Source organism: Saccharopolyspora sp. 6M, assembly GCF_020176775.1.
Classification (GTDB): Bacteria; Actinomycetota; Actinomycetes; order Mycobacteriales; family Pseudonocardiaceae; genus Saccharopolyspora_C; species Saccharopolyspora_C gregorii.
This window is the reverse complement of sequence record NZ_JAIUJZ010000187.1, coordinates 1-23,321: the sequence shown is the minus strand read 5'-3', so window position 1 is coordinate 23,321 and position 23,321 is coordinate 1. Positions and strand designations below refer to the sequence as shown.

Annotated in this window: 20 protein-coding genes, 1 tRNA gene and 1 pseudogene; 12 read left to right on the top strand and 10 right to left on the bottom strand. The window is 73.8% G+C overall.

The features are described from left to right. Both LCD31_RS22440 and LCD31_RS22435 read right to left on the bottom strand, forming a co-directional pair. Positions 1 to 1,178: MFS transporter (locus tag LCD31_RS22440; protein ID WP_224960983.1), on the bottom strand; the 1,178-nt coding region annotated here is incomplete at its 3' end. A 52-nt stretch (positions 1,179 to 1,230) separates the two neighbouring features. Next, positions 1,231 to 2,730 carry an MFS transporter gene (locus LCD31_RS22435; RefSeq protein ID WP_224960981.1) on the bottom strand — a complete coding sequence of 500 codons (1,500 nt, stop codon included), beginning with the start codon at positions 2,728 to 2,730 and terminating at the stop codon, positions 1,231 to 1,233. Between the two features lie 78 nt (positions 2,731 to 2,808). Here LCD31_RS22435 and LCD31_RS22430 point away from each other — a divergent pair, with 78 nt between their 5' ends. Further along, positions 2,809 to 3,381, top strand: coding sequence for a TetR/AcrR family transcriptional regulator (locus LCD31_RS22430; protein ID WP_224960978.1), 573 nt, complete (start codon positions 2,809 to 2,811; stop codon positions 3,379 to 3,381). 195 nt (positions 3,382 to 3,576) lie between these two features. Continuing rightward, positions 3,577 to 4,899, top strand: coding sequence for a lipase family protein (locus tag LCD31_RS22425; RefSeq protein WP_224960975.1), 1,323 nt, complete (start codon positions 3,577 to 3,579; stop codon positions 4,897 to 4,899). 65 nt (positions 4,900 to 4,964) lie between these two features. Here LCD31_RS22425 and LCD31_RS22420 read toward each other — a convergent pair whose 3' ends face one another. Further along, positions 4,965 to 5,333 (bottom strand): hypothetical protein, encoded by a 369-nt coding sequence (locus LCD31_RS22420; RefSeq protein ID WP_224960972.1) that lies wholly within the window; start codon positions 5,331 to 5,333, stop codon positions 4,965 to 4,967. A 334-nt stretch (positions 5,334 to 5,667) separates the two neighbouring features. Here LCD31_RS22420 and LCD31_RS29820 point away from each other — a divergent pair. Both LCD31_RS29820 and LCD31_RS22410 read left to right on the top strand, forming a co-directional pair. After that, positions 5,668 to 5,865 (top strand): annotated as a pseudogene (locus LCD31_RS29820) (helix-turn-helix domain-containing protein); the annotation flags it as partial. 609 nt (positions 5,866 to 6,474) lie between these two features. Beyond that, the gene (locus tag LCD31_RS22410) at positions 6,475 to 7,824 is read left to right on the top strand and encodes a beta-galactosidase (RefSeq protein WP_224960988.1); all 1,350 of its coding nucleotides are present in this window, start codon (positions 6,475 to 6,477) and stop codon (positions 7,822 to 7,824) included. Between the two features lie 29 nt (positions 7,825 to 7,853). On the opposite strand, the gene LCD31_RS22405 is transcribed toward LCD31_RS22410, so the two are convergent. The 4 genes from LCD31_RS22405 to LCD31_RS22390 form a co-directional block, all read right to left on the bottom strand. Continuing rightward, complete coding sequence (locus tag LCD31_RS22405; RefSeq protein ID WP_224960969.1) at positions 7,854 to 8,492, bottom strand: response regulator transcription factor; 639 nt, start codon at positions 8,490 to 8,492, stop codon at positions 7,854 to 7,856. Then, complete coding sequence (locus LCD31_RS22400) at positions 8,489 to 9,646, bottom strand: sensor histidine kinase (protein WP_224960967.1); 1,158 nt, start codon at positions 9,644 to 9,646, stop codon at positions 8,489 to 8,491. Before LCD31_RS22400 ends, LCD31_RS22405 begins: the two co-directional genes overlap by 4 nt. A gap of 26 nt (positions 9,647 to 9,672) precedes the next feature. Further along, complete coding sequence (locus tag LCD31_RS22395) at positions 9,673 to 10,302, bottom strand: DUF1453 domain-containing protein (protein ID WP_224960964.1); 630 nt, start codon at positions 10,300 to 10,302, stop codon at positions 9,673 to 9,675. 121 nt (positions 10,303 to 10,423) lie between these two features. Then, positions 10,424 to 11,110 carry a TetR/AcrR family transcriptional regulator gene (locus LCD31_RS22390; RefSeq protein WP_224960962.1) on the bottom strand — a complete coding sequence of 229 codons (687 nt, stop codon included), beginning with the start codon at positions 11,108 to 11,110 and terminating at the stop codon, positions 10,424 to 10,426. A 115-nt stretch (positions 11,111 to 11,225) separates the two neighbouring features. On the opposite strand from LCD31_RS22390, the gene LCD31_RS22385 reads away from it, so the two are divergent. Together LCD31_RS22385 and LCD31_RS22380 are read left to right on the top strand one after the other, a co-directional pair. Beyond that, positions 11,226 to 12,437, top strand: a complete 1,212-nt coding sequence (locus LCD31_RS22385) for a cytochrome P450 (protein WP_224960959.1) — start codon at positions 11,226 to 11,228, stop codon at positions 12,435 to 12,437. Between the two features lie 11 nt (positions 12,438 to 12,448). Next, the gene (locus LCD31_RS22380; protein ID WP_224960956.1) at positions 12,449 to 12,646 is read left to right on the top strand and encodes a ferredoxin; all 198 of its coding nucleotides are present in this window, start codon (positions 12,449 to 12,451) and stop codon (positions 12,644 to 12,646) included. Between the two features lie 52 nt (positions 12,647 to 12,698). On the opposite strand, the gene LCD31_RS22375 is transcribed toward LCD31_RS22380, so the two are convergent. Further along, a complete protein-coding gene (locus LCD31_RS22375) occupies positions 12,699 to 14,159 on the bottom strand; it encodes a carboxylesterase/lipase family protein (protein ID WP_224960954.1) in 1,461 nt (486 codons plus the stop codon). Beyond that, entirely contained in the window at positions 14,156 to 15,070 is a 915-nt protein-coding gene (locus LCD31_RS22370; RefSeq protein WP_224960951.1) for an MBL fold metallo-hydrolase, read from the bottom strand. Before LCD31_RS22370 ends, LCD31_RS22375 begins: the two co-directional genes overlap by 4 nt. Positions 15,071 to 15,166: 96 nt before the next feature. Between LCD31_RS22370 and LCD31_RS22365 the strand changes: the two genes are divergently transcribed. Beyond that, a complete protein-coding gene (locus LCD31_RS22365; RefSeq protein ID WP_224960949.1) occupies positions 15,167 to 17,773 on the top strand; it encodes an AAA family ATPase in 2,607 nt (868 codons plus the stop codon). 140 nt (positions 17,774 to 17,913) lie between these two features. On the opposite strand, the gene LCD31_RS22360 is transcribed toward LCD31_RS22365, so the two are convergent. After that, positions 17,914 to 19,887: a UvrD-helicase domain-containing protein gene (locus LCD31_RS22360; protein WP_224960947.1), complete on the bottom strand. Its 1,974-nt coding sequence runs from the start codon at positions 19,885 to 19,887 to the stop codon at positions 17,914 to 17,916. A gap of 137 nt (positions 19,888 to 20,024) precedes the next feature. On the opposite strand from LCD31_RS22360, the gene LCD31_RS22355 reads away from it, so the two are divergent. The 5 genes from LCD31_RS22355 (at position 20,025) to LCD31_RS22335 (ending at position 23,137) form a co-directional block, all read left to right on the top strand. Then, positions 20,025 to 20,849, top strand: coding sequence for a GNAT family N-acetyltransferase (locus LCD31_RS22355; RefSeq protein WP_224960920.1), 825 nt, complete (start codon positions 20,025 to 20,027; stop codon positions 20,847 to 20,849). A gap of 63 nt (positions 20,850 to 20,912) precedes the next feature. Next, the gene (locus LCD31_RS22350) at positions 20,913 to 21,269 is read left to right on the top strand and encodes a WhiB family transcriptional regulator (RefSeq protein WP_308011280.1); all 357 of its coding nucleotides are present in this window, start codon (positions 20,913 to 20,915) and stop codon (positions 21,267 to 21,269) included. A 15-nt stretch (positions 21,270 to 21,284) separates the two neighbouring features. After that, the gene (locus LCD31_RS22345) at positions 21,285 to 21,524 is read left to right on the top strand and encodes a DUF6158 family protein (RefSeq protein ID WP_224960918.1); all 240 of its coding nucleotides are present in this window, start codon (positions 21,285 to 21,287) and stop codon (positions 21,522 to 21,524) included. Then, positions 21,514 to 22,914: an NAD(P)/FAD-dependent oxidoreductase gene (locus tag LCD31_RS22340; protein ID WP_224960917.1), complete on the top strand. Its 1,401-nt coding sequence runs from the start codon at positions 21,514 to 21,516 to the stop codon at positions 22,912 to 22,914. The genes LCD31_RS22345 and LCD31_RS22340 overlap by 11 nt, the downstream gene beginning before the upstream one ends. A 150-nt stretch (positions 22,915 to 23,064) precedes the next feature. After that, a tRNA-Ala gene (locus LCD31_RS22335) sits at positions 23,065 to 23,137 on the top strand. Positions 23,138 to 23,321: the final 184 nt, after the last annotated feature.

Below are 23,321 nucleotides of genomic sequence, written 5' to 3'. Positions count from 1 at the left end.
GGTTTGAGGAGCAGGGCGGTCAGGGTGCTCGTTGCTCCTATGAGGGCGAGGGTGTGGTCCAGGGGGAGGTGTTCGGCTGCCAGGCCGAACAGGAGGGGGCCCACGCCCTGGACCGTCATGGTGGTGGTGTTGAGCAGGGCGAAGCCCTGGCCCTGCAGGGCTTCGGGGACGGCCGCCAAGTAGCGGCGCTGCAAGCCCAGCAGGTAGGCGGAGCCGGTGCCGGTGAGCACGTAGGCGGCCACCACCACCGGGTGCGGCGGGTCCGCCGCCAGGACGATCAGCGGTGAACCCATGACCAGCAGCAGCGGGCGGACCAGGCGCTCGCGGGTGCGCGGGTCGAACGCCCTCCCCACCACCACGTCCCCGATGAGCATGCCCGCCGAGATCGCCGCCAGGAGCACACCCGTCTCCGCGGGCGTGAGCGCCCGCTCGGCGGCGTACGGGATGATCAGGCTGCCGCCCGCGGCTAGGAACGCGGCGGGCAGGCACTGCACCGCGATCAGCCTTGCCACCCCCGGTGCGGCCAGCAGCGCCGCATTGCCCCGCACGGTGTCGCGCACGATCGACCCGCGCGGCCGCACCACCTCGGTGCGCGCCAGGAACAGGGCGCTGACCACCGCCGCCGCCAGGTGCGCCCCGGCGGTGAGCAGCATCGTCCGCTCCACGCCCGAACCTGCCGCCAGCGCGCCGCCCACCGCCATGCCCACCAGCTGCGCCGCCACCGCGACCAGGTACGACAGCGAACGCCCCAGCACGTAGGCGTCCCCGGCGAGGACCGCCGCGAGGACGCGGGCCGCGGCGCCCGTCGTGACCGGGGTCAGGCAGGCGGCGGCCGCGACGAGCAGCAGGCAGGCCCCGACCGGCAGCCGCCCGAACGCCAGCAGCAGCCCGACCGCGGCCTGCACGCCGTAGCCCGTCGCGATCAGCGTCCGCGGCGCGAACCGGTCCGCCATCGCGGCCAGGAACAGCCCACCCGCGGCCTGCGGCAGGAAACCGATCGTGAACGCCACCGCCGTCAGCAGCGGCGAACCCGTCCGGTCGTGCACCAGCACCGCCAGCGCCACCGACCGCACCGTGTCCGACAGGACGCCGAGCAGCCGGACCGCGAACAGCGCGCGGAACTGCGCCACCGCGAAGACCTGGCCGTAGGTGGCCTTCACCGCGAACTCGTCGCCCATGCCGGGGATGCTTCCGGAAACCTCCGCGGGATCCCAGGCGTTTTCGCCGCGCTCAGCCCCGCGGGATCGTCCGCATCGCCACCAGCGCCGCCGCGAAGGTGATCGCGGCCGCGGCGAGGGACGTGGTCTGCATGGCACCGGTGAACGCGTCCCGTGCGGCCACGAGCAGCGGCGAATCCGGTGGGAGCACCGACGACGCCGCCGCCAGGGAATCCGTGAACGCCGCCCGCGCCTCGGCGGGGAGCTGGTCCGCGGGCGGCAGCGCCGAGCGGTACCGCAGCGACACCGAGGATCCGAGGATCGCGATGCCCAACGCGACACCCAGCTCCATCGCCGTCTCCGAGATGGCCGATGCCGCCCCCGCCTTGTGCGGCGGCACCGCCGACACCACCACGTCGGTCGTCAGCGTCTGCGCGATCCCCACGCCCAGCCCGGTCGGCACCAGGGCCAGGCCCAGCCAGAAGTAGGAACCGGCGCCCTCCGCGACCGCCACCGCGACGAGCCCGGCCGCCACCAGCAGCAGGCTCACCGCGATCGCCCGGCCGGCGCCCAGGCGGCGCGACGCCCAGCCCACCACGGCGACCGCGGCCATCGCCGACACCGTGCTCGGCAGCTCCCCGAGGCCGGCCGCCAGCGGCCCGAAGCCGCGCACCAGCTGCAGGTACTGCGAGAAGAAGAACAGCAGGCCCATCAACGCGAACACCGCCATGAAGCCGGCGAACACGGACCCGCTGAACGCCGGGCGGGCGAACAACGACACGTCGATCAGCGGCACCTCCAGCCGCCGCTGCCTGCGCACGAACGCCCAGCCGCCCACCAGTCCGGCCAGCAGCGCGCACCCGCCCGCGGCGTCGGCGCCGGACGCCACGGTGTGCTTGATCGCCCACACCACCGGCACGATCGCCACCATCGACAGCACCGCCGACACCAGGTCGAACCGGCCCGGGTGCGGATCCCGCGACTCCGGCAGCAGCCACATGCCGCTCACCACCAGCGCCGCCATCACCGGCACGTTGATCAGGAACACCGAGCCCCAGGCGAAGTTCTCCAGCAGCACCCCGCCGACCAGCGGGCCCACCGCCGCGCCGCCGCCCGCCGCGGCCGACCACACCGCGATCGCCCTGGTCCGCTCGATGGGGTCCGGGAAGATGTTGCGCAGCAACGACAACGTCGACGGCATCAACGTCGCCCCCGCCACCCCGAGCAGCAGCCGCGCCACGATCAGCATCGCGGCGCTCGTCGACAGCGCCGCCAGCAGCGACGCCGCCCCGAACGCGGCCGAACCGACCAGCAGCAGCCGCTTGCGGCCCACCCGGTCCGCCAGCGAGCCCATCACCACCAGCAGCCCGGCCAGCGCCAGCGAGTAGACGTCGCCGATCCACAGGACCTGCGCGGCCGACGGGGCGAGGTCCGCGGTCAACGCGGGGACCGCCAGGTACAGGACGGTGTTGTCGATCGCCAGCACGAGCACCGCGATCGCCAGCACCGCCAGCGCCGCCCACCGCCCGCGTGGGGAGAGCACCTGCGGTCGCGCTTCCGAATCCAGCTGCATGAGCAGTACTGTACTGACCAGTCGGTGCAGTTCCCAGGTGGTGCTGCTCTCCGCGGGGCGTGCGGAAGGATGGGCGGCATGGGTCGAACAACCGGGCGCGCACCCGAGGACACCCGCCGGAACCTGCTCGACGCGGCGAAGCGGGTGATCCGCGAGCACGGCATCGGCGCGACGCTCGACGTGATCGCCCGCGAGGCCGGGGTGTCCAAAGGTGGGCTCGTGTACCACTTCGCGAGCAAGCAGGCCCTGCTGGTGGCGCTCGCGCAGGAGCAGATCGACCTCTTCCGCGGCGAGGTGGACGCGCAGCTCGTCGAACCCGAGGGTGTTCCCGGCCGGCTCACCCGCGCTTACGTGCGCGCGAGCACCGCGACCGTCGACGGCGAGGAGATCCGCGAGCGGTTCAGCCTGATCGCGCAGCTCTACGTCGTGCCCGAGGTGGTCGAGCTGGCGAAGGAGGACGACCTGCGCTGGCAGCGGGACCTCGACGCCGACGGCGTGCCCGAGGCGACCCAGGTGCTCGTGATCGCCGCGGCCGACGGAGTCGGCGACCGGCCGCTGTGGGCCTCCGAACTGGAGCCGCGGGCGCGGGCACGGCTGGAGGCCGACCTCATCGCCATGGTGGACGCGGCGGTCGCCGACGGGGCTCGGTGATCCGGAAGGGGCTTCCCCCGGGGGCACTGATCGTGAGCTGACGTCACGGTGGGTGCATGCTCGGTTGCGAAGAGGTTGCGAAGTTACCTTCGGGTAGTCGGAGTGATTGTCATTACTCCGTGTCGCGGGTCACGCTCGATGTCGACCTACTCAGCGGTAGGTCGATTCGGTTCGCCACTCAACGAGGAGTAGCCCGTGAACCTCCGTCCGTTCCACCGCGCGGCCACGACCGCGCTGACAGCCGTGGTCGGGGTCTCGTTCGCCGTCGCGACCGCGTCCGCCGCGTCCGCCGCGTCCGCCGAGGAGCGGCCACCGTTCTACGAGCCACCCGCGGAACTGCCGGGGGGCAACGGTGACGTCGTCCGATCCGAACCGTCCGAGTACTTCCTCGACCCGCTGAAGACCATCCCCGTCGACGCCGACGTGCAGCGGGTCATGTACCGCTCCACCGACGGCGACGGCGGGCCGATCGCGGTGACCGGCACCGTCATCACGCCGAAGGACGACTGGAAGGGCGACGGCGAGCGCCCCGTCATCGGCTACGCGCCGGGCACCCAGGGCATGGCCGACCACTGCGCGCCGTCCCGGCAGCTCGCCAACGGCACCGAGTACGAGGGCTTCTTCATCAAAGCCATGCTCAGCAAGGGCTACGCCGTCGCGATGACCGACTACGAAGGCCTCGGGACGCCGGGCTCGCACACCTACGTCAACCGCGAGGTCACCGGGAATGCGGTGCTCGACGTGGTGCGGGCCGCGCAGCGGCTGCCCGACGCGGACGTGCCGGACGACGGACCGGTGGTCCTCTACGGCTACTCGCAGGGCGGCGGGGGCTCGGCGTCGGCCGCCGAACTCGCCGGGAGCTACGCCCCCGAACTCGACATCAAGGGCGCCGCGGCCGGTGCCGTGCCCGCCGAGCTCGGCGGGGTGGGCGAGAACCTCGACGGCAGCCCCTACGCGGCGTTCCTCGGTTACGCGCTGGTCGGCGTCGCCGCCGGCTACGACATCGACCTCGACCCGTACCTGAACGACACGGGCAAGCAGTTCCGCGAGGACGTCGAGAACTCCTGCACCATCGACGGCATCGCCAAGTTCGCCTTCGCCAAGTCGGCGGACTACAGCGCCGACGGCAGGCCGGTGACCGACTACCTCGACGAGGCACCGTTCGCCGACGTGGTCGCCGAGCAGCGGATCGGGCGCACCGCCCCGGACTTCCCGGTGCTGGTCTCGCAGAGCCGGCTGGACGACGTGATCCCGTTCGAGCAGTCCAAGACGCTGGCCGACGACTGGTGCGGTGCCGGCGCCGACGTGCAGTTCGCGCCGAACCTCGGCCCGACGCACATCGGCGGCGCGGTGGCCTCCTTCCCGCGCGCGTTCCAGTGGATCGACGACCGGGTGGCGGGCAAGCCCACCGAGCCGAACTGCGGGAGCACCGACCAGGCCCCGGCCGATCCGGAGATCCCGGTGGACGAGAACCAGCCGCTGCTGCCGCAGCTGTCCGAGCGGATGGACATCCACTGACCCGGTGATCGGAGCACGGTGGCGGAGTGCCGCCCCTTCCACGCGGAAGGGGCGGCACTCGTTCGTCAGAGCCGTTCCAAGGTGATCCGCACCGAGTTGCCCGTGCCGGTGGCGCCGTAGCTCTTGGACGTGCCCTTCGGGCAGGCCTTGCCGCTGCGGAAGGACTTGTTGCCCGCCTTGCCGCTGACCCGCACGCACTTGCCGTCCGCCTTGGTGTCGGTGACGGTGCCGCGAACGGTGATCTTGCCGGACTTGCAGGTGACCCGGAACGTGGTCGTGGCCCACGACGTCCGTGCCGTGTAGGTCTTCCCGCACACGGCCGCGATCGAGGCGTCGTCCGCCGGTGCCGGCGCGGCCACCGCCGGAGCGGTGAGCATGCCCGCGAAACCGGCCATCATGGCCCCGGCCACGAGCAGGCGCTTCGTCTTGTTCATGGTGTTCCCCCTGTTCCCACGGGAATGTCCCGTCGTTCGCCCCTGCCGAGGAACGGCAGCGGATCCCGGCTGAGCGACCGCGGCGTGCACAACACGTCCCGCGATCACCCGGCCCCGCCCCCAGCGACCCCCGGAGCGCGGCGTCGAGCCGCGTGGACCCAGGTTCGCGAGATCGTCCGCGTTGGGACAACCGGGTGGGACATCCCTGGGACGTTGGGATGAAAGGGCCTTCGTGACCAGGATTGATCGGGTCATCTTGGGACGAATCGGGATCACCGGGACGTCGTCCCGTGCAAGACTTCCCGGTCATCGGAAGCAGAGGGGAGCCTGGGGGATGGCCGGACTCGGCGTGGAGGTCGCGCGGCGGCTCGACGAGCTCAAGCGGCGCAGCGGTCGCAGCTACGAGCAGATCGCGGGGCGCACCTTCCTGAGCAGATCGACGGTGCACCGGTACTGCAGCGGGCAGAGCGCACCGCAGACCTTCGCCGCGGTCGAAGCGATCGCCACCGCCTGCGGCGCGACCGGGGCGGAGCTCGACCGGCTCTACCGCTGCTGGGAAGCGGAACGCCGGGCGAGAACGGCGGATCCGGTGCCGCGCGGGGTGCGGGCCGCGATGTCCACCGTCGCCCCCGGGAACGCCGTGACGGCCGGAAGTGCGGAAGCGGCCGGGCTTTCCGATGCGACCGGGACTTGGGACACGACCGGGTCTCCGGACACGACCGGGATTCCGGGAGCGAGCGGGATCACGCACGCCACCGGGGCCCTGGGCGCAGCCGGAAGTCCAGGAGTTTTCGGGGGTCTGGGCGCAACCGGGGGCTTGGGCGCAGCCGGAAGCTCAGGAGCAACCGGCAGTCCCGAAGCACCCGACAGTCCCGAAGCACCCGGCAGCCCTGAAGTGACCGGCAGCCCTGAAGTGATCGCCAGTCCCGAAGCGGCCGGAAGTTCCGGAATGGCTCGAAGCTCCGAAGCGGCCGGAAGTTCCGGAGACGCCGGAAATCCCGGAGCGACGGGGACCGGCGACGCCGACGGAGCCCCGGAGCCCGCCGGAGGATCGGCCGCCTGGCAGGCGCCGAGCACCGCGGGGCCTCCGGCGGGCACGGCAACCCCCGGCGGCCCGGCGACCGGCCCGGCGACCGGCTCGGTGCCGCGCCGGGACCCCGTTCCCGAGGCGCAGCCCGCCCGTGCCGAGCCCGCTGCCGCCACCACGACCCTCGCGCGACGCCTCCGCCGCTGGTGGTTACCGGCATCGGCGGTCGCGGGGCTGCTGGTGCTCGCGCTGCTCGCGTACTCGCTGCGCGCGGGGCCTGGGCCGCAGCCGCTGCACAGCCTCCCGCCGAACTGGACCGATGTGCCCGCGGAGATCGATCCCGACTTCGTGGGCGTCACCGTGAGCAGTTCCACCGGCGGGATGCCCGGCTTCCCGGTCGATTCCGTGCGGCTGTGGGACTCGGGGACGCGCTGGCAGGACCTCGAACCGGAACGCGGGCGCTACGACTGGCGGACCCTCGACCGGCTGCTCGACTCCGCCCAGGACGCGGGATTGCCGGTGGTGTTCACCTTCGGTGGGACACCGAGCTGGGCGAGTCCGCGCGGTGAGCGCTCCGCCTACCGCGATGATGCGCGCACCGGGCCGCCCGACGACCTCGCCGACTGGGAGCGGTTCGTCACCGCCGTCGCGACCCGTGCCGCGGGCCGGGTGGAGGCCTACGAGCTGTGGGACCTCGGGCCGCCGCACTTCGACGGCACGGCGGAGGTCCTGGTGGAGATGACCGAGATCGGCAGCCGGGTGGTGCGGGAGCTGGACCCGCGCGCGCAGGTGGTCTGCCCGGCTTTCGGCGAGCTGTGGGATCCGGCCGCCGACGCGCACCTGGAGCGGTACGCGGCGCTGCACGGCTACGACCACTGCGACGCGGCACCGGTGGAGCTGCGCCCGCGCCGGACGAGCGACCCGCCGGAGACCATGACCGAGCTCGCCACCCGCGTGGAGGCGACCCTGCACCGCGGCGGCGCGAGCCCGCGGATGTGGAACACCGGGGCCGGCTCCGACGACCCGTACGAACCGCAGGTCCCCGCCGAGCTCGCCGCCGACTTCGCGGTCCGCTGGTACCTGATCGGGCTGTGGATGGACTACGACCGCGTCTACTTCGACGGCTGGGGCGGCGACGAGGGGCCGATCCCGTTGCAGGTGGCCGGTTTCCAGCCGACCGAGGCCGGCCGGTACGTCGGTGAGCTGCGGGAGTGGTTGCGCGGTGCGCGGATCAGTTCCTGCGGGCACGGGGCGGAGGCGCTGCTGCCGGACAACGTCTGGCAGTGCCGATTCGATCGGGGCGGCCGGGCCTTCGTCATCCGCTGGACGCACGAGGGGACCGCGGAGATGGCGCCGGATCCGGGCATGGCGGTGGTGCAGCGGCTGGACGGCTCCCGCGACCGGTTGCGGCCGGGGGAGCGGGTGGAGGTCACCGGCAGTCCCGTGCTGCTCCGCGCCGGATGACCCGGTGGCCGGGACCCCGGCAGCGCCCGTCAGCCGCGCAGGGACAGCGCGAGCCGCACGGCGTCGGCCCGGGAGTGCAGGTCGGCCTTGCCGAACAGGTTGTTGATGTGGGTCTTCACCGTCGCCTCGCTGATGTGCAGGTGCCGGGCGATCTCCCCGTTGCGCAGGCCTTGCCCGATCAGGTCGAGCACTTCTCGTTCGCGGGCGGTCAGCGCGATCGGCGGTTCCGGCGCCGGGGCGGCCCGGCGGGTGGCGAGCTCCAGCAGCCGGGACTGCACCTGCGGGTCCAGCACCGAATGCCCGGCGTGCGCGCTGCGCACCGCTTGCACGATGGTGGCCCGGTCGGCGTCCTTGGTGAGGTAGCCCTGCGCGCCCGCCTGCAGCGCGGCGAGGATCGACTCGTCGTCCTCGAAGGTCGTCAGCACCACCACCGGCACGCCGGGCCGAGTCGCGCGCAGCTTCCCGGTGGCCTCCACCCCGCCCAGCACCGGCATGTGCAGGTCCATCAGCACCACGTCCGGGGCGTGCTCCGCGGCGGCGGCGAGGGCGCGTTCGCCGTTCTCGGCGGTGCCGACCACGTCGATGCCGGGGTCCAGGCCGAGCATCACCGCCATCGCGTCGCGCACGGCGGCCTGGTCGTCGACGACGAGCAGTCTGATCGGGTTCATCGCGGCAGCTCCATCCGCACGGTCCAACCGGTCTCGGGCGGGGTGCGCGGTCCGGCCCGCAGCGTGCCGCCGAGCAGCTCGGCGCGTTCCCGCATCCCCACCAGGCCCATGCCGCTGCCCTGGTCGCCGTCCGGGACCGGCCCGGTGGCGCCGCCGTCGGTGGCGGTGAACCGGACGGAGTCCTCGGTGCACTCCAGCAGCAGCTCCGCCCGGGATCCGGGGGCGTGCCGCCGGGCGTTGGTGAGCGTTTCCTGCGCGGTGCGGACGACGGCCTGCCCGATCTCGACCGGCACGTCCTCGGCGTCACCCCGCACCGCGAGCTCGGCGGCACCGTCCTGCGCCAGCCGCGTCAGCGTGTCCACCAGCGGCAGCGCGCCTTCGCGCAGCGCGTGCACCGCCCGCTTGGTCTCGCCGAGCCCGGTGACGGCCAGCGCCCTGGCCCGGCGCACCGCCTCGTTCGCCTCGTCGGAGCGGCCGCCGGCGTGCAGGGCGTCGGCCATGTCCAGCTGCACGGCGACGCCGGACAGCGAGTGGCCGAGCACGTCGTGGATCTCCCGGGCGATCCGGCTGCGCTCCTCCAGGGCGGCTTCCCGCGTTTCGGAGGCGATGGCGCGCCGGGTCTGCTCGGCGGCCAGCAGCGACGCGGCGCGGGCGTTGACCCGCTCGCGGCGGGCCATGCCGATGTACAGCGGCAGGCTCACCATCAGCGCCAGCCACCACGGCGGGCCGTCGGGCACCTGGAACCAGAACTCCAGCGTCCAGGTGGCCGCGGCGGCGGCCACCGTGCTCGCCACGGCGACGAGGAGCGCGGCGCGGCGCGAGCTCAGCTTGTCCCCGGCGGTCGCGCAGGCGATGAACACGAACGCGGCGCCGACGGTCCGGGGCGCGAGCGCGAACACCATCGCGCCCGCCAGCGCGTACACCGCCACCAGCGCCACCCGGGCCCACTCGGGTCCGCCGCGCCACGGCACCGCCGCCGCGCACGCCGCCACGACCGTCACCGCGCTCGTCACCCAGACCAGGCCGGTGAAGTGGGCGGGCGGGGCCTCCCGCAGCTGGACCACCAGCAGCACGGCGAGGAAGACGACGACCACGGGGCGCAGCAGCTGATCGGTGGCCCGCAGCGCGCGCTGCCCGGGCGAGGTCGTGGTCATCGGCCGCGATGTTCCTCCGGGGCTCGTCATCGCCGGGCACCGGGGTGCGCGTTCCGCCGGTCGGCGGCGGCGTCGCGGAGGCCGTCGAGCACCGGGGCGAAGCTCCGCATCCCGCGCAGGTCGCCCGCGTCCCGCGCCTTGCGCTGCATCGAGTCCAGCATCGGCGAGGGAACCGGTGCCGCGTCGCCGCGACCACGCGACCACGGGATCCGCCCGGTGCCGCGCACGCCCTTGGCCAGGATCGCCACGCCCTCGGCGAGCACGGTGAGCCCGAGGCTGAACGTGATGCCGCCGCCCGCGTGCAGCCCCACGGCTCCGGCGAGCAGCCCCGAGCCGAGCTTCACGGCGATGTTCACCACCCACAGCACCGCGGTCACCCAGGTGTAGCGCATCATCGCGTGGCCGTCCCGCTCGTAGATGCGGACGCTGAACCCGCGCAGTACCCCCAGCACCACGCTGATCACGGCCGTGGCCACCAGCATCCCGATGGCGGCGGGCGAGTGCGGCACCTCCCGCAGGTTCACCGCGCCCACCACCGCGATGACCGCGGGCACCAGCAGCATCCGCTTGCCCTCGACCGGTTCTCCGGTGAACCGGCGGACCAGCACGTAGCCGATCAGCGCGACGATCAAGATGATTTCGATGGGACCGCTCACGGATCCGCACCTCCCCGTTCGGAGTTCCTCGTGTCGTCGATGACGTTAGGAATTCCGGCGGCCGGAGTCGTGGGGCGCGAACCGTATTCCGGGTGGAGATCCGTCTCCACCCGGGTGCGGCTCACCCGTCGCGGGCGGGTCGCTTGTCGCGCTTGAGGAGGGGGATCTCGGACACCGGGATCGGTTCGCCGGGCAGCCCGGCGCCGGGGCGTCCGGGTGTGCGGAGCCCGTCGAGCATGACCTGCAGGGCGCGTTCGGCGAGGCGTTGCGAGTCGGGGTGGTCCGGCCCGGGACGCCGCAGCAGCATCGCGAAGATCGCGGCGATGTCGCCCGCGCCCACGTCGGCCCGCAGCGACCCCTCGGCCTGCGCGGTGGCGACGACCGAGTCGAGCGTGGCCAGCAGCGAGTTCCGCAGCCGCTGGGTGATCTCGTCGGCCTTGACGATCTCCCAGGCGCGCGGCGAGGACATGCCGAGGTGCACGCTGAGCTGCAGCTCGTCGGAGCTCTTGAGGAGCCGGACCAGCGAGTCCCAGCCGGTGGGTTCTTCCACGGCCGCCGCTTCGGCCTGCGCGAGCGTGTTCGCGAAGTTGTCCCTGGCCACCGCCCGGATCAGCGATTCGCGGTCCGGGAACCGCCGGTAGAGGGTGCCGACGCCGACGCCCGCGCTGCGCGCGATCTCCTCCATCGGCACCTCGGGGCCGTCCGAGGTGAACAGCGATTTGGCCGCGCCGATGATCTGGTCCCGGTTGCGGCGGGCGTCGGCGCGCAGCGGTGGTTCGCCCGTCGAAGCCGAGAAGTCCGTGGTCACGGCTCGCATTGTCGCATCCGCCCGATCGGAGGTGGACGGAAATCTTCCGCTTCAGTACCGTGGGAGCCATAACCGGAAGATTTCCTTCCGTATCTCCGCCTGGGAGGCAGCGCCCATGCCCGACACCACCGAACAAGCCGTGCGGGACTTCCCGGTCGCGAGGCGGTGTCCGCACGCGCCGCCCGAGGAGTACGTGCGGTTGCGCGAGACCAATCCCATCTCCCGCGTCCGGACACCGATCGGCGGCGAAGCGTGGGTGCTCACCCGGCACGAGGACGTCCGATTCGTGCTCTCCGACCCGAGGTTCAGCTCCGACCGGCGCAACCCCGCGTTCCCGTTCTTCGTCGCCGGCCAGCAGGAATCGATCAGCGAGTTCCGGCCCAACATGCTGTCCCTCGACGAACCCGAGCACGGCGTGGTGCGCCGCTCCGTGCTCGGCGAGTTCACCGTGCGGCGGATGCAGGCGCTGCGCCCGCGCATCCAGCGGATCGTGGACGACTGCATCGACGAGCTGCTGACCGGACCGCACCCGGCCGACCTGGTGGCCTCGCTGGCGCTACCGGTGCCGTCGCTGGTGATCTGCGAACTGCTCGGCGTCCCCTACGACGACCACGACTTCTTCCAGCGCTGCTCCACCGCGATGCTCAGCCGCAACACCCCCGCGGACGAGCGGCTGCGCAGCGCCGGTGCCGTCCGCGGCTACCTGCACGACCTGATCCTCGCCAAGCGGGAGGACCCCGGCGACGACCTGCTCGGCAGGCAGCTGGTCAAGATGCGCGACAACGGCGAGGAGGACGTCGAAGACCTCGTCGCGATGGCCACGCTGCTGCTCGTCGCCGGGCACGAGACCACCGCGAACATGATCTCGCTGGGCACGCTGACGCTGCTGGAGAACCCGGACGACCTCGCCGCGATCAAGGCGGACCCGGAGCGCACGCCCGGGATGGTGGAGGAACTGCTGCGCTACCTCACCATCGTCGAGACCGTGACCTCGCGGGTCGCCACCGCCGACGTCGAAGTGGGCGGCACGCTCATCCGCGAGGGCGACGGGGTCATCGCCCTCGGCCACACCGCGAACCACGATCCCGGCGCCTTCCCCGAGCCGGACGAGTTCGACATCGGCCGCGGCGCCCGCCACCACGTCGCCTTCGGCTACGGACCGCACCAGTGCCTCGGGCAGAACCTCGCCCGGCTGGAGCTGCAGATCGTGTTCGACACCCTGTTCCGCCGGATCCCGACGCTCGCGCTCGCGGGACCTCGCGCCGAGCTGCCGTTCAAGGACGACGCCGTGATCTACGGCGTGTACTCGCTGCCGGTCACCTGGTGACGGGGGCCGGCGTGCGGATCAACGCGGACACCGGGCGCTGCATCGGGGCGGGGCAGTGCGTGCTGACCGAACCGGACGTGTTCGACCAGGACGACGACGGCCTGGTGGTGCTGCTCGCCGACGACGTGGACGGGGAGCGGGTGGAGCAGGTGCGGACCGCCGTGCAGATCTGCCCCAGCGCCGCGCTGTCCCTCGCAGCGGACGGGTGACCTCCCGGGTGGACGGCCCGGTCGCCCGAGGAGCGGGCCGTTCACCCGGGCGTCACCACGCCTCCCGCTCCAGGGGGCGGGGGTCGGTGACGGTGGTCGACGGGGTCGCGAAGCGGCGGACGCGGCGTTGCGGTGCGGTGTGGCGCTCCCAGCCCGGATCGCCGGTGGCGGCGAACCGGACCCACGCCGAGTGCACCTCCCGCACCAGCTCCGGCGGAGCGCCGTCGCCCAGCAGGGCGCCGTCCCCGCGCAGCCGCGGGCCGTCCGCCGAGTCGAACACGAACGGCAGCTCCACCCCGTGCGCCGCGCCGAGCCGCCCGCCCAGCGCCGTCGACCGCCACGCGAACTCGTAGCGGAACGTCGGCAGCCCGCGCCCCGCGTGCGCGTCGGCGAGCGCCCGGGTGCCCGCCCCGAACAACGCGTCGCCGAGCACCGCCGACCGCAACTCGCCACCGGAGGCCGCCGGGCGCTGCCGCCGGTACGCCTCGACAAGCCGGTCCGGCTCCGGATGTGCTTGCGCCGCAACCGAACGCGCGTCCTCCACAGTGGACGAATCGAGCTCGGCGGCGGACAGGTACAGGTTGCCCTCCTCGGTGTTGTTCCCGATCAGCAGCTCCACCTCGGCGCCGTCCCCGGCCGCCACCGACACCGCGGGCTGCCGCTCCAGCACCACGCCGAGCGGCGTCAACCGCAGCAGCGGATCGTGGTGCCCCGGTACCCGCAGATCCGGCTTGCCCAACCGGGAGACCGCGTCGACCAGCCGCTCGTCCGGCACCTCCGGCACCTCGGCGAGCGGCACGCCCAGCACCCCGGCCAGCCGGTTCGCGACCAGCTCCGCCTGCGCGGGCACGAACGCGCCGAGCCCGTTGCCGCTCTGCACCACCGCCCGCCGGAACAGGCCCCGCGCCGCCGGTTCCGCCAGCACCGCGCCCACCACGGTCGCCCCGGCCGACTGGCCGGCCACCGTGACGTTGTCCGGATCGCCGCCGAACGCGCCGATCTCCGCCCGCACCCAGCGCAGCGCCGCCAGCACGTCCAGCAGTCCCCGGTTGTCCGGCGCTCCCGGCAGCGACAACCAGCCCGGCGCCCCGATCCGGTAGTCCACCGACACCAGCACCACGCCGTCCCGGGAGAACCCGATCCCGTCGTACAGCGACGCCTGCGCCGCGCCCGACACGAAACCGCCGCCGTGCACGAACACCAGCACCGGCAGCCCGCCCGTCGCCGCGTCCGGCGTCCACACGTCCACCGACAGGTAGTCGTCGCCGCGCACCCAGCCCGGGCCGAAGAACGGACCCATGTCCAGCCCGCCGAAGTCCCGGTGCGGCGACGGCGCCGTCGGCCCCGCCGCGGTCGCGTCCCGCACCCCGTCCCAGCCGGGCGCGGGCTTCGGTGCCGCGAACCGGGCCGGACCCACCGGGGCCGCCGCGTACGGAATGCCGCGGAACACCAGGCCCTCCGCCGTCCGCGCACCCCGCACCCGGCCCGCGCCGGTGCGCACCACGGCGCTCACCGGTTCGTCCAGCGCGGCCGCTCGAGCGCCGCCCAGGCGTCGATCGCGAAGCGGTCCCCGTCCCGGCTGACCTCGGCCGCGCCGTGCCCGCCGAAGTGCGCGGGCACCACCAGCGCGGTGCGGTCCGCCGCGAACTCCAGCAGCCGCCGCCGGGACGCGCGCGCCGCCGCCGGGTCCTCGTCGAAACCGCAGTTGTGCGACGGGTCCAGCAGCTGCACCGGGGTGTGCAGCAGGTCGCCGATGAACACCGCCCGGTCCGAACCCGACTCCAGGTGCAGCACCGACGAACCCGGGGTGTGGCCCGGCGCGGGCAGCAGCCGCAGGTTCTCGTCGATGACCCGCTCGCCCTCCCACAGCTCCGCCAACCCCGCCCGGTGCACCGGCGCCACGCTGTCCTCGAACACGTTCTGGTGGCTGCGCGCGCTCTTCGGCCGGTGCTCGCCCAGCGGGTTCCAGAACTCGAAGTCCACCCGCGGCAGCAGGTAGGTGGCGTTCGGGAACGTCGGCACCCAGTCCCGCTCCACCAGCCGCGTGTTCCACCCGACGTGGTCCACGTGCAGGTGCGTGTTGATCACGATGTCGACGTCCTCCGGCCGCACCCCGGCGCGGAGCAGGGCGTCCAGGTAGCCGGTGTTCAAGTGCCGCCAGTGCGGCGAGTACGGCCGTTCCTTGTGGTTGCCGACCCCGGTGTCCACCAGGACCGTGCGGCCCGCGCTGCGCAGCACCCAGGTCTGCACCGCGGCCATGAAACCGTTGTCGGCGGGCGACCAGAAGTCCGGATCCAGCAGATCCCGCTCGGCCTCGAACACCTCGGTCGGGATGTCGGGGAAGAACTCGTCCATGCCCATCGCGCGGCCGTTGATCTCCAGCACGCGCGTGACTTCGACGTCTCCCAGCATGATGCTCTCCATGCCGTCGACCATGCGCCGCGCACCAGGTCGCGGGGTATCCGTCACGTGACTGCACCTGCCGGGGCGGGGCTAGAGTCGGAGGCCGGGAGGCCGCGGATGCAGGAGATCATCGGCCGGGAGCGGGAGCTCGCGCAGCTGCGCCGGACCGCGCACGGCACCGGGCACGTGCTGGTCGTCACCGGCGACCCCGGCATGGGCAAGACCACGCTGCTCGACGCCGTCGCCGGACCGGGCGCGCTGCGGATCGCGGGCAGCGAGAGCGAAGCGAACCTGGCCTTCGCCGGGCTGCACCGGCTGCTCGCGCCGCTGCTGCGCCGCGCCCCGGACCGGCCGGAGACCGCTCGGCTGCGCTGCGCGTTCGGCATGGACCGCGGCGACGACGAACCCGACGTGCTGCGGCTGGGCCTCGCCGCGCTGGAACTGCTCGCCGAGCACGGCGGCCCGCTCGTCGTCGACGACGCGCACTGGCTCGACCGGGCCAGCCTCGACCTGCTCGCGTTCCTCGCCCGCCGCATCGGGACCGAACCGCTGAGCCTGCTCATCGGCGCCCGCGAGGACGAACCGCTGCCCGGCATGGACGGGCTGCCGACGCTGCGCCTCGAACCGCTCGGCGAACTCGACGCGAACCGCGTCCTCAACGCGCTGCCGCAGCCCCCGGCAGGCGCGCGGCGGATGCGGGTCCTCGCCGAAGCGGGGGGCAACCCGCTCGCGCTCGTCGAACTCGCCGCCGTCCCGCAGGAGACCGGACCCGGGCCGCTGGCCACCACCGAACGGCTGGAGAAGATCTTCGCGGCGCGGGCGCAGGAACTGCCCGAGCGCACCAGGGAACTCCTGCTGGAACTCGCCGCCGCCGACACGCCCGACCCGGTGCACGCGCCCGGTGACGGGTGGGCCCCGGCCGAACGCGTCGGGCTGGTGCGCTGGGACGGCACCCGGTTCCGGTTCCGGCACCCGCTGGTGCGCTCCGCCCTGTACCACTCGGCGCCGTTCGAGCAGCGCCGCCGCGCCCACTTCGTCCTCGCCGACGCCACCCGCGCCGAACCGGACCGGCACGCCTGGCACCTCGCCGCCGCCGCGACCGTACCCGACGAGGACGTCGCCGCCCGCCTGGAGGACACCGCCGAACGGGCCCGGCGGCGCGGTGGCTACGCGGCCGCCGCCACCGCGCTGGAACGCGCCGCCGAGCTCAGCCCCGACCGCGCCGACCAGGCCCGGCGGCTGGTGCTCGCCGCGAACTCCGCGCTGTTCACCGCCCGCTCCGGCTGGGTCGAAGACCTCGCCGCCCGCGTCGTGGACCGCACCGACGACCCCGGGCTGCTCGCCGTCGCCGCGCTGCGCGCCGGGCAGGCCCTCACCGTCAGCCACCGGCACGCCGCCGCGTTCGCCCAGCTCACCCGCACCGCCACCGACCTCGCGCACCGCGACCCGGCGACCGCGCTCGACGCGCTCGGCACCGCCGCCGTCGTCGCCTACTACTGGGCGGAACCCGGCCGCGGCGACGAGGTCATCGCCGCCCTCCCCGAGATCGACGGGCCGCACGACCCGGTCACCGAAGCGTGGGTGCGGGCCGTCGCCGACCCGATCGGCAGCCGGGAGGACGTGCTGCCGCGGCTGCCCGCGCTCGCCGACGCCGACTCCGGGCCCGGGCGGGCCATCGCCGTCGCCACCATCGCCTGGCTGCTCGACGAGGCGCCGATCGCGCTGCGGCTGTTCGAGCAGGCCTTCGACCAGTGGCGGGTCCGCGGGCCGCTGCCCGAAGGGCTCGGCTGCGCCCACGGGTGGGCGCTGTTCGAGGCCGGGCACTGGACGCAGGCGCGCGCCATCGCCGCCGACTCGGTGCACAACGGGGCCCGCGCCGAACTCCCGCACGTCGTCGCCGGCTCCCGCACCATGGACGCCGCGGTGCTCGCGCTGCGCGGGGACACCGCCCGGGCGCGGGAACTCGCCGCCGAAGCACTGTCCACGGTGGACCCGTCGATGAGCCGGATGGTGGCCGTCCGCGCCCGCTACGTGCTCGGCCTCGTCGCCGCGGCCGATGGCGACCACGCCACCGCCTACGCGCAACTGCGCCGCGCCTTCACCGCGGACGGCGGGTTCGAGCACTACCACCAGTCCATCGCAGCCCTGCCCGACCTGGCCGCCGCCGCGAACCGCCTCGGCTCCGGGCACGACGCCGAGCACGTCGTGGACTCCGCGGAACGCAGGCTCGGCGGCGGCGCGTCCCCGCGGCAGCGGGCGCTGCTGGAGCACGCCCGCGCGCAGCTCGCCACCGACCCCGAACCGCACTACGCGGCGGCGCTCGCCGACCCCCGCACCGGCCGGTGGCCGTTCGAGCGGGCCCGCGCGCTGCTCGACCAGGCCGCGTGGCTGCGCCGGGCCCGCCGCATCAGCGAAGCCCGCGCGCCGCTCGCCGAAGCGCTCGACACCTTCCGCAGGCTCGGCGCCGAACCGTGGACCGCCCGCGCCGAAGCGGAACTCCGCGCCTCCGGCGGCGCCGAACCCGCCGCACCCGCCCCGGACGTGCTCGCCGGGCTCAGCCCGCAGCAGCAGCAGATCATCCGGCTCGCCGCCCGCGGCCTCACCAACCGGGAGATCGGCGACCGGCTGTACCTGTCCCCCCGCACCGTCGGGTCGCACCTGTACCGCTCGTTCCCGAAGCTCGGCGTCAGCACCAGGACCCAACTCCGCGACCTGCTCGGGTGAACGGCCCGTCGGCTCCTTCTGAGAAGGGGTCGGGTGGCGGAACCTCAGCGCTCTCCGCGCTGCGGTGCCGGGTGCATGCGTGGTCGCTGCTCAGCGGCTCCGCCGCTGACAGGACCGTGCGGACGGGGCGCCGCGGGTCGTCACTCGTCGGATTCCTCCAGGGCTCCGATCCAGAGGTAATCGCGGGCCCGGGTGGTGGCGACCAGGAGCTGGCGTTGCAGCGCCTCCAGCTCGTCGCGGTAGAAGCCCATCGGCCTGCGCTCGTCCGGCAGGAACACCGCCCGGAACTCGAAGCCCTTCGCCTCCAGCAGAGTTCCCACCAGCACCGCCGCCGGCTCCGGCGACCACGGCGCCAGCCGCCGTGCCGGGACACCACCGCGGCGCAGCACCTCGGTCCACTCCTCCGCGGCCGTGCGGGAGCGGGTCAGCACCGCGGTGCCCGCACCCGCGTCGAGCCCGCGCAGCGCCGCCAGCACCGCGTCCCGCTGCGCGACCCCGTTCCAGCGCACCACTTCACCGCCGCTGAGCACCGGCAGCGAGGAGCGCAACGTGACCGCCGGGGCCCCGTCGATGTCGTCGAACCGGTTCACCGCGTCCAGCTCGCCCGCGGCCTCCACGATCGCCGCCCGGTTCCGGTAGTTGCGCCGCAGCACCTCGCTGCGGCCGCGCAACGAGATCCCCGCCTCGGACAGCCGCCAGCCGCCCGCGAACACCTGCTGCTGCCCGTCCCCGACCAGCAGCAACCGGTTCGGCCCGTCCCCGCTGACCGCGTGCACCAGCCGCAGCCCGACCAGGGTCAGGTCCTGCACCTCGTCGACCGCGACCCCCGAGTACACCCGGCCCAGCGGGGTGCGGCCGAGCTCGTCGAGCGCGCGGATCAGCACGTCGTTGCGGTCGTAGATGCCGCGCTCGCACAGTTCCCGCTCGTACTCGCAGTAGAACTCCCAGACGTGCGCGCGGAACGCGGGGCTGAGCTGACCGCCGCGCCCGCGCCGCGTCGCCGATCGGTACGACTCCAAGGTGCCCAGCCCGCGGCCCTTGATCACCCGGTCGATCTCGTCCTTCCAGTAGTGCCTCGATGGTCGTGCGGCGGCGAGCGGCCCGGACCGCCCGGACCGCTCCCACACCGCGGTGAACGCCGCGTCCACCCGCTGCTCGTCGACCACCGTGTCCCGGCCGCGTTCGGCGAGCAGTTCCGCGGCCCACTCGTGCAGGTTCCGGAACTCCACCCGGTGCGCGACCTGCGGGGCCAGCGCGCGGAACTGCTCCCGCGCCAGCTCCGGCAGCGACTCCAGGTGCGAGGTGAACAGCAGCCGCCCCGGGCCGCGCCGCGCCAGGTGCGCCAGCCGGTGCAGCGCCAGCGTCGACTTGCCGGTGCCCGCCGGGCCGGAGATCCGCGCCGGGCCGCCGTACTGCCTGCGCACCGCGCCGAGCTGCGCGTCGTCCAGGAACAGGCGCCAGTCCGGCACCGCGACGTGCGGGGCCCGCTCGGCCTGCTCGTCCCGCAGCCGCCGCACCTCGAACAGGCCGGAGGAGCGGTCCGAGGCCCCGACCTGGCCCGCGCCGCGCGGCCGCGGGATCCGCTGCGGGTTCCAGGCGATCGGCGTCAGGTCGAACGTGCCGTTGTCCAGCTGCCGGGCCGCCGCCAGCGCATCCGCCCCGTCCAGGACCGGTTCCGCGCACACCAGCACCCGGTCCAGCTCGGACTCCGCGACCACCACGTGCTCGCCGTCCTCGGCCGTGGCGCGCCCGCCCTCCGGGAACACCACCACGGTGCGCACGACCGCTTCGGTGAGCAGCCCGTGCGGCGTGGCCAGGCCCGCGAGCAGCTCCGCGGTCCACACGAACGCGGCCCGCGCCGCCGCCACCGGCGGTTCGTGCTCGCACAGCAGCACCACCAGCACCCCGCCCGGCCCGACCAGCACCGCGTCCGGCCGGTTGTCCGGGGTGTGCGGGGCGAACTGGTTCAGCAACGTGTACCAGCCGGAACCGCGTTCCACCGCGAACCGCTCCACGACCCGCTTCTGCCAGCTCGGCAACGGGGGTCGGGCGCGCAGTTGCTCGTCGGCCTCGCGCCGCAGCCGCTCGCGGTGGTGATCGTAGGTCCCTGTCACGGAGACTCCCCGGTTCGCACGCAGGTGCTCTACCGACATTACGGTCTTCCGCGCGGAAAACGAGACCTGCGAAGCGGGATCACCTCAATGTCGCAGGGCGGTGCGAAACCGGGCGTCACCACCTCCACAATGGACGTGTGGACCCGCTGCACGATCCGGACGACGAAGCCCTGCTCGACCCGCGACAGGCGCGGGAGCTCGCCGGGCTCGTCGAAACCGCCCGCCTCGCCTCCGGCGCCATCCGCTACGGCCGCATCGGCCGCGTCGGAGCCGCCACCGTGGTGCTCAACCAGGACGACCCGCTGCCCGCGGGCAACCACGCCGTCGGCCTGTGGGGCACGCTCGCCGAGGTCGCCACGACGCTGCTCACCTTGGAGCGGTCCTTCGCGGACGCCGGGCGGCCCGAAGCGATCGTGTACGCCTCGCCGACCACGGTCGCCGAGATCGAGGGCATCGCCGACGACTCCGGCTGGCGCGCCGTCGAGGAGCAGATGGCGCTGCTGCACCGCGAGGACAAGACGCCCAGCCGGGACGTCCGGCCCGCCACCGACGACGACCTGCGCGGCATCGCCGAGCTCATCGGCGACGACGCCGGCCTGTCCGACGACGGGGAACGGCGGCTGGTGCGGACCCTCGCGCACCGCGGCGACGACCCCCGCTGCGTGCTGCGCGTCGTCGACGACCCGGAAACCGACCGCATCGCCGGATTCGCCCAGGGCTTCGCGGAACGCGGCGTCGGCCTCGTCGAGCAGGTCGTGGTGCGGCCGGGGCGCAGGCGGCGCGGCATCGGTTCGTCCCTGGTCGCGGAGGTCGTCGACGAGGTGCGGGCGCGCGGGGCGCGGCTCGTCGCCGCGCACGGCGACGAAGGGGGAGCGGCTGAGCGCTTCGCCGACGAGTGCGGGTTCGAAGCCGTCTACCCGGTGACCGCCTACGCGCGGCGGGTGGACGAGCTGCTCGACTGACGCCTGGTGCGGATGTGGCCCGGGTGGTGCCGGGCGCATGTGTCCGCCGCGGGGGCCGTGGGTATGACGTCTGTGGCGCTGGCGAACGCAGTGCCGTCCCGCGGCGAGGTGGTGATCACGATGACGGCGACCATGCGGCTGCCCAAACCGGTGGCCGAGACCTGGGAGTGGCAGCTGCAAGCCGCCTGCCGGGACCTGAGCACCAGCACGTTCTTCCACCCGGAGAACGAGCGCGGCAGCGCCCGCAGCAACCGGGAGGAGCAGGCGAAGCAGATCTGCCACCGCTGCCCGGTGATGCTGTCCTGCCGCGAGCACGCACTGGCCGTGCAGGAGCCGTACGGCGTCTGGGGCGGGCTCAGCGAACGGGAACGGCAGGACCTGCTGGCGAAGCGGGTGCCGAAGCCGCGCGCCGCGGCGTGACCGGCGGAGGCCGACATGACCCCCACCGGAGTGCCCGCCGACGAGCTCGCCGAGCCGGACCTGCTGCGCGAGCTGGAACGGCTGCACCGCACCCGCAACGAGACGTTCCTGCACGGAGCGCCGGACGCGCTGCGCGAGCACACCGCGCGGTCGTTCGAACTGGAACAGGAGTACCTGCGCAGGCATCCCGACCGCCAGGTGGATCCGCGGCGGACCCGCGCGGGCGCGAGAGGAGACCCGGTTCATGGCAGCTGAAACGGACCAGACGGACCCGTCCCGCGACCACCGGCCCGTCCCGGGCTCGCCGGGCCGGAAGCCGCGGATCGTCATCGTCGGCGGCGGCCACGTGGGCCTGACCGTGGCGCTGCGGCTGCAGAAGCGGCTGGAACCCGGCGAAGCGCGGATCACCGTCATCGACCCGCAGTCGCACATGACCTACCAGCCGTTCTTGCCGGAGGCGGCCGCCGGATCCGTCGAACCGCGGCACGTGGTGGTGCCGCTGCGGCAGGCGTTGCGGCGCAGCGAGGTCCTCACCGCCCAGGTCACCTGCATCGACCACCGCAGCCGCGAGCTGACCGCCACGCTCGCCGACGGCACCGAGGAGCACCTCACCTACGACGTGCTCGTCGTCGTGCCCGGTTCGGTGTCGCGGGCGCTGCCCATCCCGGGCCTGTCCGAGCGGGGCGTGGGCTTCAAGACCATCGGCGAGGCCATCTACCTGCGCAACCACGTGCTGTCCCGGCTGGACATCGCCGCCAGCACCTCCGATCCGGAGCTGCGGCGGCGGTTGCTGACGTTCCTGTTCATCGGCGGCGGCTACGCGGGCATCGAGGCGATCGCCGAGCTGGAGAGCATGGCCCGGGAGGCGATCCGCGCCTACCGCACCCTCGAACCCGGCGACATGCGCTGGATCATGGTGGAGGCGACCGGCCGCATCATGCCCGAGGTCAGCGCGCCGATGGGCGAGTACACCCGCCGCCGCCTGGAGGAACGCCGCATCGAGGTGAAGACCGACACCACCGCGAAGACCCTCACCGACGGGCACGTGGTGCTCTCCGACGGCGACGAGTTCGACGCGGACACGATCGCCTGGACCGCCGGGGTCAAACCGCACCCGATGCTGGAGGACTCCGACCTGCCCCGCGACGGCAAGGGCCGGGTGGAGTGCACCGCGAAGCTGCAGGTCCGCGGCACCCAGGACGTGTTCGCCGCCGGCGACTGCGCCGCCGTCCCCGACCTGACCAGTGACAAGGCCGACGCGCTGTGCGGGCCGTCCGCCCAGCACGCGGTGCGCCAGGCGCGGGTGCTCGCCGACAACGTCGTCGCGCTGCTGCGCGGCCACGAGCAGCAGGAGTACCGGCACCGCTACGCCGGATCCGTCGCCGGGCTCGGCCTGTTCCAAGGCGCCGCCGAGGTGTACGGCATCAAGCTCAAGGGCCTGCCCGCGTGGTTGCTGCACCGCGCCTACCACCTGGCGAAGCTGCCGACGCTGCGGCTGAAGGCCCGCATCCTCGGCGACTGGCTGCTGGAGATCCCGCTGCGGCGGCAGACCGTCGCCCTCGGCGAACTCCACGACCCGCGGTCCGCGTTCGTCAAGGCCGCCAACACCCGGGGCCTGCCCACCGAGCACGGCCGCGCCGGGTGAACCGTCGGCGCAGCGCACAGTCCCGCGACCGCCTCTCGAAGATCGAGGGGGACCCCCCTTCGCGGGGGCTTCGCGGGCCTGTTGTACTGTATGCAGGCACGAGGCGAACGGGGCCGGACCACCGGAATCGGGAGCCGCACAAGTGAATCAGGGGCTGTGGCGCAGTTGGTAGCGCACTTGACTGGCAGTCAAGGGGTCACGGGTTCGAATCCCGTCAGCTCCACGCAATAGGAGGCTCGCGCTCGCGGAGAGCGCGAGCCTTTTGCGTTCCGCGTGTTTATCGCGGGGGCCGCCCCCCCCCGGGCCCCCCCGGGGGGGGGGGGGCGTTTAGTTGGTTGCGGGAGGTGTGGTGGGTTACGTGTGTTGGGACGGGCCCGCCGGTTTTTGGTGGGGTAATCGCCCCCCAT